Consider the following 12755-nt stretch of genomic DNA (forward strand, 5'->3'; position numbering starts at 1 on the left):
ACCTTAAAACAGGGCAACCCCGCACATGTTCGACGCCGCACCCCTGCTGCGAGATGTCTTTGGATTCGACGACTTCCGTCCCGGTCAGGAAGAGATCGTCGATGCCGTGACCGCAGGTGAAAACGTGCTGGCCATCATGCCAACAGGCGGCGGTAAATCCCTGTGTTATCAATTGCCTGCGCTGCTACGCGACGGTGTGACGGTAGTAATCTCCCCTTTGATCGCTTTGATGCGCGATCAGGTCCGTGGCTTGCAGGAGGCCGGGGTTGAAGCCGGTGCGCTGACCTCGGGCAACACGCCCGAGGAAACCGATGCGGTGTGGGAGGCGTTAGAGGCTGGCCGGCTCAAGCTGCTTTACATGGCGCCCGAGCGTCTGGCGGCCGGGTCGGCGCTGGGCATGTTGCGTCGGATCAATGTCAGCCTGATCGCTGTCGATGAGGCGCATTGCGTCAGCCAATGGGGACACGATTTCCGCCCCGACTATCTGCGGATCGGAGAATTGCGGCGTGCCCTGAACGTGCCTCTGGCCGCGTTCACCGCAACGGCGGATGCTGAAACGCAAGATGAGATCGTCGAGAAACTGTTCGACGGAGGCGCCCCGCGCAAATTCCTGCGCGGGTTCGACCGGCCCAACATCCATCTGGCCTTTGCCGCCAAGGATGGTCCACGCAAACAGATCCTCGACTTCACCGCTGCGCGCAAAACCCAATCCGGCATCGTCTATTGTGGCACACGCAACAAGACCGAGGTGCTGGCCAAGGCTCTGCGCGACGAAGGGCATTCGGCCTGTCACTATCACGGCGGCATGGACCCCGAAGACCGGCGCATCGTCGAAACCCGTTTTGCGCGCGAGGACGGGTTGATCGTCGTCGCTACCGTCGCTTTTGGCATGGGCATCGACAAACCCGATATCCGCTGGGTTGCCCATGCAGACCTGCCCAAATCCATCGAAGCTTATTATCAGGAAATCGGTCGCGCCGGGCGCGATGGCGGCCCGGCTGAAACCCTGACCCTGTTCGGCCCCGATGACATCCGCCTGCGCCGGTCGCAGGTAGATGAAGGCCTCGCCCCACCAGAACGGCGCATGGCGGATCATGCACGCCTGAACGCACTGCTAGGTCTTGCCGAAGCGCTGGTGTGCCGTCGTCAGACTCTGCTGGGCTATTTCGGAGAAACAACCGAACCCTGCGGAAAGTGCGATCTGTGCGACACCCCACCCGAGGTTTTTGATGGCACAACCCCCGTCCGTATGGCGCTGTCGGCGATCCTGCGGACCGAGGAATGGTTTGGCAGTGGCCATCTGATCGACATCCTTCTGGCCAATGAAACCGACAAGATCCGCGCGCGCCGCCATGATACGCTGTCGACCTGGGGTATCGGCAAAGACTGGTCGCGCCCGCAATGGCAGGCGATCTTTCGGCAGATGATGGGCCATGATCTGGTCCGCCCCGACCCCGAACGCCACGGTGCCCTGCGCATGACCGAGGCCGCCAAACCGATCCTGAAGGGTGAGGCGCAGATCAACCTACGCAAGGATACGATCCGCAAAGCCGCGCGCCGCCCGGCAGTCAAGGCGATGGTGGCCGAGGAAGACGCTCCGCTGCTCTCTGCCCTCAAGGCCAAGCGCCGCGCTTTGGCCGAAGCCGCGCGTGTGCCCGCCTATGTCATATTCCCCGACCGCACCCTGATCGAAATGGCCGAGAAACGCCCGCAAACGCTGGACGACATGGCCCGGATCGGAGGGGTCGGGGCCAAAAAACTTGAACGCTACGGTGACACCTTCCTTGAGGTCATCGCCGGGGCCGTAGAAGCTGTCCACCCCGCCCGCCGCAAGCTGGCCGGTCGCGAGCAGGGCGAGATTTACGACCGCCTGCTTGAGGTGCAGTCGCAATTGTCCCGCGGGCCAGAGGGGATCGACAAGCCGCTGAGCTGTACGGCCTCGCAACTGGCGAAGGTGGCGCAGTTGCGACCCGATGACTCACGCGGGGTCGAACAGGTTTTGGGCGATCGTCGTCACGAAAGGTTCGGTGCAGCCTTTCTGGACGTGCTGCGGCAAGAGGGCTAAGTACGCCGTATCAGGCAAGGAACGAGGGCGGATATGCTGGTAGTGATTTCCCCGGCCAAGCGGCTGGACTGGGCAGAACGGGATGTTGAGGCCACGCAGCCGGATTTTCAGGACGATGCGATCCGTCTGTCCAAGACCGCGCGCAACCTGACACTGGGCGACCTCAAGAAACTGATGGACCTCAGCGATGATCTGGCCCGGCTGAACCGAGCCCGCTATCGCGCCTTCGCCGACGCGCCCGGGCTTGAGGCTACCCGCCCCGCCGCACTGGCCTTTGCCGGTGACACCTATCAGGGGCTAGAGGCAGCCTCGCTGGACGCTGATGAGATGGCATGGGCGCAGGACCACCTGCGAATCTTGTCCGGCCTTTACGGCGTACTACGCCCTCTGGACGCGATTCAGCCCTATCGGTTGGAAATGGGCAGTAAGCTGAAGACGCGGCGCGGCAAGAACCTGTATGAGTATTGGCGCGATCAACTCAGCAAAGCACTGAATGCGCAAGGAGCTGAGGTTGGCAGCGAGGTCTTGGTTAACTGTGCCAGTCAGGAGTATTTCGGGGCGGTCGATCTGAAGGCGCTGAACCTGAAAGTTATCACTCCGGTATTCATGGAGGACAAAGCCGGTACGCCCAAAATCGTCAGCTTTTTCGCCAAAAAAGCGCGCGGCGCGATGGCACGGTACATCATTCAGCATCGCCTGACCGATCCGGCCGGTTTGCTAGATTTTGACAGCGGCGGCTATGAATACCGCGCCGATCTGTCCGAGGACGACAAGCCCGTTTTCGTGCGTCCTTACACGGCTTAGAGGGCAGGAAGCGAGGGGCCAGCCCTTCGCGCTCCCCGAGATATTTTTAGCCCGAAGAAGGTGGGATCCCTTTTCAGGGGCTTTGCCGCTGCTTAACCGGGCTTGGGCGTGACAGGTTCAGCGCCCTCGGGGCAATGGTCCAGGATCATTTGCTGGATGAGGTTCTTGTGCAGCGGTTTGGTCAGGTAGTGATCCAGACCGGCCTCCAGAATACCTTGATCATCCCCCGCCATGGCGTGCGCCGTCAGGGCGACGATTGGAACGTGGCGATTTGTTTCAACCTCGCGGCGGCGGATTTCGGCGGTGGCTTGTTTGCCATCCATGAGGGGCATCGAAATGTCCATGAAAATCAAATCGGGTGAAAATTCTTTATGGAGGTCAACAGCCTCTTGCCCGTTGCCTGCGAAACGCAGGTCGATGTTCAGATCCTTGACCATCTTCTTGAGGATAAGCTGGTTGGTCCGGTTATCCTCGGCGGCAAGAACGCGCATGATGCGGTTCCCGTTCGGCTGAGCCTCTTGCGTAGGCTGAGGCGACGTATCTGGCTGGGATGCGGCACCCCCCAAGGCGATCAGTCGGCTGTAAAGCTCGGACCGGGGGATGGGTTTTTGCAGAACACCTTCAATCAAATGCCGTGCAGGGCTGGCGTGAATGACACCCGGATTGGTGGACATGATAGCCACTGGCAACTCGGTCCAGCCGCGGTCGTGCAGGATGGACGCAAGCTCCATCCCGTCCATGTCGGGCAGGTCATGATCGCATAGTAACAAATCAATCGAGGGGTCCAGTTTCGACAGCGCTTCCCCTCCTGAAGCGCAGAGGGTGACCTTTGCCCCAAGACGCCCCAGTTGTTTGGCAAGGATGGCCCGGTTGGCCGCCATATCCTCTACCAGCATCACATGTTTCAGGCACCCTTGCAGGTCAGGCGGAGAGGGTTGTGGCCCCTCGGCGGTGGGCAGAGACACCCGGAAACCAAAACACGACCCTTGTCCAACTTCGCTTTCGACCCAGACATTGCCCCCCATCATGGTGATCAGTCGTTTGGTGATCGCGAGGCCGAGCCCTGTCCCTTCGAATTGACGATTGCGCTCATCTTCGACCTGATTGAATTCACCAAAGATGTGGTTGATCTTGTCGTCCTCAATCCCAATACCGGTGTCTTCAATTGCGATGTGAACGTCGCAATCCTGGCGGTTCGAGTGGGGAACACCGGTCACCCGGATCAACACATGACCTTCGCTGGTGAACTTGACGGCGTTGCCCACTAGGTTGGTCAAAACCTGCCGCACGCGCCCCGGATCACCCACGAACAGCGTCGGCAGGAAGAGGTCGTAGTCCACCAGCAGCGCTAGGCCCTTGTCGCGGACGTTGGGCTGCAGCAACATCGCGACCTCAAGGATGCAGCGTTCGAGATCGAATTGCTCGGGGTGCAGGATCAGCTTGTCCGCTTCGATTTTGGAATAGTCCAGCACGTCGTTGATGATGACCAGCAAAGCCTCACCCGAGTTACGGATCGTGTTGACATAGAGGCGCTGTTCTTCATCCATCGGTGTTTCGGACAGCAGCTCGGTCATGCCGACGATGCCGTTCATGGGCGTGCGGATTTCATGGCTCATATTCGCAAGAAAGGCCGATTTGGCGCGGTTCGCAGCCTCGGCCCGATCGCGTGCGGCCTGCAATTCGGCCTCATGCCGGACGGATGCGGTGATGTTCAGGGCAAGGCTGACCATATCGCCGCCGCTGCCACGCTGGTCGACTAGGCGGATATATTGACCATTCCACAATTGGATCACTTCGGGTGGCGGATTGGCCCGTGCCCAGCGTCTTTGCATCCGGGCCTGCCAGTCCCCAGCCTGTTCCACGCCGGTGTCGACGATGCCTTCGTTGGTCAGCAATTTAAGAATGCGCGTATACGAGATACCCGGCGCGACCTCATCAAGACCTTCGAACACGCTCAGATAGGCGGTATTGGCCCCGATCAGGCGACTGTCACCGTCGAAAAAGGCAAACCCGTCTTGAATGGTCTGGATCGAATGCCACAGGCGACGCTCGGCCACTTCGACCTTGGCATGGGCCTCGGTCAGATCTGATTTGACCTTTTCATTCTCGCCCCGGACGGTTTCAACTTCGGCCTGAGTCTCGCCAATTCGTTTGGTCAACGCCATCGCATGAAGGCCCAGTTTGCGGTTGGCCGAAGACAGCTCAGCCTGTTTCAGCGCCAACATCCGTTCCGCCGCGAGGCGCGCGCGCCGTTCCTGTGCCAGTTTTTGTGCGAGGCTCATGATGCGTAATTCCGGTCTGCTCTGCCGTCAGCATCCGGGCAATCGGTGAAAAAGTGTTTAAGCCGTTGCCTGAGGGGCACCGCACGTGTCAAATTGACCCCAAACAGGAGGTCAAAATGCACCGCTTTGTATTTTTTTCAATAACTTACATCATTTCCACTTTCGCCCTGACCTTGGGCGCTCTGGCCCAGACTGCCGTGCCCGAGTTCCGCTATATCACGACCCGAGATGCGGATTTTTATGGCTCGGATCTGGATGCGCTGTTCGATACGGATCTAAAGTCCTGCATCCGCGCGTGTTCGGCCAATCAAAGCTGCACGGCCTTTACCTATAACACTCGGTCGGATGCCTGTTTTCCTAAAAGCGGTGTGAACCGGCAGGAGCCATATCAAGGCGCGGTGTCGGCACAGAAAGTATTCATCCCAGAACAGACCCTATTATTGGGGAAAACGCGCGCTGAGTCCCTCACATTCCTTCGCCAGAAAGACCTGAACGAAGCGTTTCAACAGGCCCGCGACCTTGGGTTTCGCCACTCTGCCGGAGGGCGTGACCTGCAGACTTTGCTGGAGTCAGCGCTGAACGCAGATACGGATCGGCTTGCGATGTTGTGGACTGGGGAGGCCGTGACCCTCAGCGATGCGTCCGACCTATGGGTTGAATACGCCCGGCTGCTGCTGCGCCTGAACCCGAACGGATATCAGGAGCAGCAGGACTTCCGCACCCGCGCGTTGAACGCCGCCATCAACGGATATCTGCGCGCGGACGCACCGGGGGCCCAAATCGCGGCGCTGATGGTGATGTCAGACGCGCTGGAAGCGGTCGAACGCGGTCGCGATATGGTGTCGGCACTGCGGCTGGCCGAACAGGTCCAACCGCGTGAGGATGTCCTGGCGGCTTTGGATGATGCCATCGGAAAATACGGCTTCCGCATCATCGACAGCACGGTGGAAAGCAACGCCGCTGCGCCGCGTATCTGCGTTGAGTTCTCGGAACCCTTGGTCAAGGCGGGCGTCGACTATGACCCGTTTGTGCAGCGCAGTGACGATGGGCTGGTGGTGCAGGTCGATGGCAAAAGCCTCTGCCTGGACGGCGTTGCGCATGGTCAACGTTATCGCTTTGCCCTGCGCGAAGGGCTTCCGGCGGCCTCGGGTGAGGCCCTGAACCGTACTGTCGAACTGACGCACTACGTGCGTGACCGTGCTCCTTCGGTCCGGTTTCCGGGGCGCAGCTATGTGCTGCCGAAATCGGTGGATGCGGCCCTGCCGGTTGAGACGGTCAATACCGGCTCTCTGTACCTGACCTTGCGACGTGTCAGCGATCGCAACCTGATCCGGGCCGTGCAGCAGGATTTCTTTGGCCGCCCCCTCAGCGAATGGCAGGAACGTGAATTCTCGGACGAGATTGCCGAGGATGTCTGGACCGGTACCGCCGAGATCGCAAACGAATTGAACCAGAGCATGACCGCCCGCCTTCCCATGGCCGAGGCGATTGCCGATCAACCCGCTGGGATCTATGCCCTGACTGCGCGCGTCCCCGGGGCAGATCCTTATGATGATCCAGGCGCAACACAGTGGTTTGTGCTGACCGACCTGGGGATCAGCACAGCCCTTGGTACAGACGGGCTGCATGTCACCGTACGCGGTCTGCACGACGCAACCCCGCGCGAGGGGATCGAGGTCTCGCTGGTTTCAAACGCCAACGCGGTGATTGCCAAGGCGCAGACAGATGACAGTGGCTATGCGCAGTTCGAAGCGGGCCTGACCCGCGGCAAGGGGGCAAGCGCACCTGCTTTGGTGATGGTGGCTGATGGGGATTCCGATTTCAGCTTCCTCTCTCTGACCGACCCCGCCTTTGACCTATCGGATCGCGGGGTCGAAGGGCGCGCGCCTGCGGGTCCTGTGGATGTGTTCCTGACCACCGACCGGGGCGCCTATCGCGCCGGAGAGTTCATTCACATCACAGCTCTATCCCGCGACAACGCGGCTCAGGCCATCGAAGGCCTGCCCCTGACTGCCGTTCTCTATCGCCCCGATGGGGTGGAATATCGCCGCGCGGTCTCGGATGGCGGTGTTGCCGGCGGCCATGTCTTCAGCCTGCCCGTCGCCCCGGATGTGCCGCGCGGAACGTGGAAGATCGAGATCAAGTCCGACCCCAAGGCCGACGCGCTAGCCCGTCAAACCGTGCTGGTCGAGGATTTCCTGCCCGAGCGCATCGACTTTGACCTCAGCCTGCCGGACGCGCCTCTGCGTCCCGGCGATACGCCGCCTTTGCAAATTGAAGCACGCTACTTGTTCGGTGCGCCGGGTTCGGATCTGAGCATTGACGGTCAGGTCATCGCCCGCCCAACAGACGCCGTTCCGGGTTTTGAAACCTATCGCTTCGGCCGCTACGACGCCGAGACCTCAACCAAAAGCACCTATTTCGGTGATGCGCAGACGGATGCTTCTGGGCAGGCCTCGATTGCCATCGAAATCCCGGGGTTAGAGACAAATGGAAAACCTCTTGAGGTCGAAGTTATCACCCGACTGACGGACGGATCGGGCCGCCCTGTCGAACGCCGCCTGACGGCTCCGGTCCAATCCGCACAGGCGATGATCGGTATCCGCCCCCTGTTCGAGGATGTGACCCCCGAAGGCGCCGAGGCCGCATTCCAAATCATCGGCCTGTCTCCGGACCTGACCGCTGAACCTATGCGCCTGCGCTGGACGTTGAACAGGCTGGAAACCCGCTATCAATGGTATCAGCTCTATGGCGATTGGAATTGGGAGCCGACCACGCGACGTACCCGTATTGCCACAGGCGAGCTCGAGACAGGTGCAGAGCCACTGAACCTGTCCCAGCCGGTCGATTGGGGGCAGTATGAACTGGTGGTCGAACGCCTCGACGGCGCCTACGCGGAAACCGCCGTGGAGTTCAGCGCGGGCTGGTATCAGGCGGCGGACGCCTCCACCTCGCCCGACCGGCTGGAGATGTCGCTGGACCGTGACAGCTATCGCCCGGGCGAGACGGCGCAACTGCGGCTCGTGCCGCGCATGGCGGGCGTGGCGCAGATCGAGGTCCTCTCGAACCGTCTGATCCACCGCCAGATGGTCGACGTGCCAGAGGGCGAAACCGTGATCCCGATCGACGTGACCGAGGATTGGGGTGCGGGGGCCTATGTCACCGCCACCGTGATCCGTCCCATGGATGTCGCAGCCGGTCAGAACCCGGCACGGGCGATGGGTGTGGCACACGCAACAGTTGAGCCTGTCGGGCGAAAGCTGGACGTGAGCATTGATGTGCCGCAGGTGACCTCTCCGAGAAAGACGCAAAAGGCCCTTGTTAGGGCCGAAAATGCACAGGAAGGTGAGCCTGTTTGGCTGACCCTTGCCGCCGTGGATGTGGGGATTCTGAATCTGACCGGTTTCGAAAGCCCCGATCCGCAAGGCTACTATTTCGGCCAGCGCCGTCTGGGTGTGGACCTGCGTGATGTCTATGGCCGCCTGATCGACGGCATGATCGGTGCAATGGGCACGATCCGATCTGGTGGAGACAATTCGGGGATGCAGAGGCAATCCCCTCCGCCCACACAAGACCTGATGGCCGTTTTCAGCGGCCCGGTTAAGGTAGACGCAAACGGAGAGGTCGAGGTCGACATCCCTCTGCCCGCCTTCAACGGAACCGTACGGCTGATGGCGGTTGCCTGGTCGGCGGCAGCCGTAGGACAGGCCGAGGCCGAGATAATCGTGCGCGACCCCGTGGTCGTCACAGCCAGCCTGCCCCGTTTTCTAGCCCCCGGCGACCAAAGCCGGATGTTGCTTGAGATCGTCCATGCCGATGGCCCATCAGGTGAGATGGCACTGGGACTGACCACCTCAACCGGGTTGGAGTTGGGAACAGCGCCCGCCAGCTTTGTTCTGGAGGATGGCGGCAAGGCGGTGTTCGAAATCCCGCTTCGCGCGCTTGCCGTCGGAGACCCGGAAATCAGCGTGGCGATCACGACGCCGGATGGCCGTGACTTGTCGCAAACCCTCCGGATGCCGGTACGCGCAAACGACCCTATTGTGGCTCAAACACGGCGGTTTTCTCTGGGTACGGGCGACAATTTCCTGTTCACCCAGGACGTGTTCGATGGCTTCCAGCCCGGCACCGCAAAGGCGATCCTGTCTGCAGGCGCTTTGGCAAAGTTCGACACGCCCGCCCTTCTGGATCAGCTGAATCGCTACCCATATGGCTGCACCGAACAGATCACCAGCAAGGCTCTGCCGCTGTTGTACCTGTCCTCCGTGGCGCAAGCGTCGGGGCTGGGTGACGGGCCGATTGTGGATCAACGTATCAGAGACTCGATCCGCAGCATCCTGACCCGGCAGGCCCCGAACGGAGCGTTTGGCCTCTGGCGTGCAGAGAGCGGAGATTTCTGGTTGGACGCCTATGTCACCGACTTCCTCTCGCGCGCCCGAGCGCAAGGCCACCCGGTGTCGGACCGCGCCTTCGCGCAGGCCATGGATAACCTGCGCAACCGCGTGAACTATGCCCCGGATTTCGACGAAGGCGGTGAGGATATTGCCTATGCTCTGATGGTGCTGGCGCGCGAGGGCGCAGCCTCGATGGGCGATCTGCGCTATTACGCGGATACCAAGGGGGACGCTTTCGACACCCCTCTGGCCGCCGCGCAACTTGGGGCGGCGCTGGCGTCCTACGGAGATCAGACCCGTGCCGACGCCATGTTCGCCCATGCGGCCCAGCTGCTGCAGCGCCGACCCGCGCAGGAGCGCTACCTGTGGCGAGTCGACTACGGCACAGACCTGCGGGATGCCGCCGGGCTGCTAACCCTTGCCGTCGATGCGGGTAGTCAGGCGGTGGATCGCGACGCGCTGATCCAGCGTGTAACCTCAAGCCGCGCGCATTTGTCGACGCAGGAGGCTTCATGGTCCTTGTTGGCCGCGCATGCGCTTGTAACAGACCCATCCGACTCGGGGTTGATGGTGAACGGCGCGCCGGTCTCGGGCCCCTTCGTACAAGTGCGTGAGGCAGGGTTTACGGATGACCTGAACATCTCGGCTACCGCAGCCAACCCAACCGATATCACGCTGACAGTGACGGGCATCCCAACCACTCCGCCCGAGGCCGGAGGCGCCGGATACGCCTTAAACAGAGCCTATTATTCGCTGGAAGGCGACCCACTGGACCCGTCTACCTTCATCGCAGGTGACCGCTTTGTAACCGTCCTGACCGTCACACCGTTCGAGAGCGGCGGCGCGCGGTTGATGATCGATGACCCTCTGGCAGCGGGGATCGAGATCGACAACCCCAACCTGTTGCGATCAGGCGATGTGCGGGCGTTGGATTGGCTGGACCTGTCCGACGCGACGCATACCGAGTTCCGCTCGGACCGCTTCCTGGCGGCGGTCGATCTGTCCGGGGGCGAGACGGTGACGCTGGCCTACGTGGCGCGCGCCGTGACACCCGGTGCGTTCCACCATCCGGCCGCCTCGGTCGAGGATATGTATCGCCCGCAAAACCGTGCGCGTACGGAAACCGGGCGGGTTGAGGTGCGGTGATCCCGCGCCATCCATATCGCCGCAGCGGGTTCGCCCCGGCGCTGCTGGCGCTGGCCTCTGCGCTCTACCTGACCGCCTTCGCGCGGGACCGGTTGGATGCGTGGGTAGACGCGACCGTCCTGCCACCTGTACTGGCCGAAACCTCGGTCGAAATAAGGGACCGGGACGGGGCGCTTCTGCGGGCCTTCCCCGTCGAGGACGGCATCTGGCGCATGCGCCCCGGCCTGGTTGATCCCGCCTTTACCGAGATGCTGATCCGGTATGAGGATAAACGGTTCTGGTCGCATTCCGGCGTCGACCCTCTCGCATTCCTCCGCGCTGCTGGGCAAGCCTTATGGAATGGGCGCACCGTTTCGGGTGGGTCAACCCTGACCATGCAGGTCGCGCGGCTGATCGAAGACGGCTCAACCGGGCGTTGGAGCGGCAAAATTCGCCAAGTTAGGGTCTCTTTGGCGCTGGAACGGCGTCTGAGCAAGAAGCAGATTCTAAACCTTTACCTGACTCACGCCCCCTACGGCGGCAATCTGGAAGGCCTCCGCGCAGGCAGCCGTGCATGGTTTGGAAAAGACCCGGCGCGGCTGACCCCCGCGCAGGCAGCCCTGCTGATTGCCCTTCCCCAATCGCCCGAAGTCCGACGCCCGGACCGTGCCCCCTTGGCCGCCCGAAACGCGCGTGACCGGGTTCTGAAGCGGATGCAGTCTTATGGAGTTTTGACCGAATCTGAGATGCACAGCGCGCTGACGGAAGATATCCCGGATCAGATGCGCGCATTTCCCCGTTTGGCCCCTCACCTCACAGACCGAGCGCGGCGCGAAAACCCGGGATCAGAGGCTTTGGATCTGACACTGGATGCCGGGCTGCAGGAACGGCTGGAGCCTCTTGTGGCGCAGGCAGCGGCGCGAGCGGGACCGCGTATTTCGGGGGCTTTAATCGTGGCTGATCACCGCAGCGGAGAGATTCTGGCCTCGGTCGGTTCTTCGGGCTACCAGGACGCGCGGCAAGGGTTCGTGGATATGACCCAAGCGCTACGCTCTCCGGGGTCGACGCTGAAGCCTCTGGTTTATGGGTTGGCCTTCGATCAGGGGCTTGCCCATCCCGAAACGTTGATCAGCGACAGCCCGGTGATGTTTGGTCGCTACGCGCCACGCAACTTCGATGGCGTCTTTCGAGGCGATGTGCGGGTTCGGGACGCGCTGCAAATGTCGCTCAATATCCCGGTTGTTCGGCTAACGGATGAGCTTGGACCTGCGCGCGTGATGGCTGCCCTGCAGCAAGCCGGTGCAGCCCCACAACTGAACGGAAGCACCCCGGGCCTTGCCGTTTCACTGGGGGGTGTCGGGCTGAGCCTGCACGATTTGGTGCAACTCTACGCCACGCTGGCCGCAGGTGGGCAGGGGCCATGGTTGCGCCATGAGGCCTTGGCGGATCGCACTGAGACGCCTCGGGTTCTGTCAGATGTCGCGGCATGGCAGGTGAGTGATATCCTGTCCGGTCTGTCGCCCCCACCGGGGGCTGCCGCGTTTGGCTTGGCGTACAAAACCGGCACGTCTTACGGGCACCGGGACGCCTGGGCGATCGGCTATGACGGCCAGCATGTCATCGGCGTCTGGCTGGGGCGCGCGGATGGCACTCCAGTCCCCGGTGCCTTCGGCGGAGAGCTGGCGGCCCCCCTGCTGTTTGAAGCCTTCGGTCACCTGAAACCGACTGCCACGCCATTGCGCCCACCGCCTCCATCGACCTTGATCGTGGGGGCCGCAGAACTGCCTCAACCCTTGCAACGCTTTCAGCCGCGAGGGGCAGCATTCGACGATGATCCAAGCGCTCCGGACCTGATCTTTCCGCCCAATAACTCTGTGTTAGAGACGGATGGAGGCCCAGTGACCGTCAAACTACGTGGCGGGGTTGGACCGTTTTCGCTTCTTGCGGATGGCGTTCCGGTTTTGACCGGGCAACGGCATCGCGAGTTCGAAATTCCGAACCCGGGTCGCGGGTATTCCGCTCTCGTGGTGGTGGACGCCCATGGCGCGTCGGATCGGGTGTCGGTTCGGATCGATTAAGGCGTTT

The 12755-nt window shown here is 61.7% G+C and carries 5 protein-coding genes; 4 read left to right on the forward strand and 1 reads right to left on the reverse strand.

What is annotated here, in order from left to right; translation table 11 throughout:
• Window positions 1-25 precede the first annotated feature (25 nt).
• Window positions 26-2065 carry a DNA helicase RecQ gene (gene recQ / locus ACR0I8_RS18875; protein WP_170692248.1) on the forward strand — a complete coding sequence of 680 codons (2040 nt, stop codon included), beginning with the start codon at window positions 26-28 and terminating at the stop codon, window positions 2063-2065.
• Between the two features lie 33 nt (window positions 2066-2098).
• Window positions 2099-2869: a peroxide stress protein YaaA gene (gene yaaA, locus ACR0I8_RS18880; RefSeq protein WP_170692252.1), complete on the forward strand. Its 771-nt coding sequence runs from the start codon at window positions 2099-2101 to the stop codon at window positions 2867-2869.
• Window positions 2870-2961: 92 nt separating this feature from the next.
• Here the strand turns inward: yaaA and ACR0I8_RS18885 are convergent, their stop codons facing one another.
• Window positions 2962-5151 (reverse strand): response regulator, encoded by a 2190-nt coding sequence (locus tag ACR0I8_RS18885; protein ID WP_170692255.1) that lies wholly within the window; start codon window positions 5149-5151, stop codon window positions 2962-2964.
• A 116-nt stretch (window positions 5152-5267) separates the two neighbouring features.
• Here ACR0I8_RS18885 and ACR0I8_RS18890 point away from each other — a divergent pair, with 116 nt between their 5' ends.
• Both ACR0I8_RS18890 and pbpC read left to right on the forward strand, forming a co-directional pair.
• Window positions 5268-10691: an alpha-2-macroglobulin family protein gene (locus ACR0I8_RS18890; protein WP_170692258.1), complete on the forward strand. Its 5424-nt coding sequence runs from the start codon at window positions 5268-5270 to the stop codon at window positions 10689-10691.
• Window positions 10688-12748, forward strand: coding sequence for a penicillin-binding protein 1C (pbpC, locus tag ACR0I8_RS18895; protein WP_480703506.1), 2061 nt, complete (start codon window positions 10688-10690; stop codon window positions 12746-12748). Before ACR0I8_RS18890 ends, pbpC begins: the two co-directional genes overlap by 4 nt.
• The last annotated feature ends 7 nt before the right edge of the window (window positions 12749-12755 follow it).

This window comes from Ruegeria sp. BG9 (assembly GCF_056538305.1).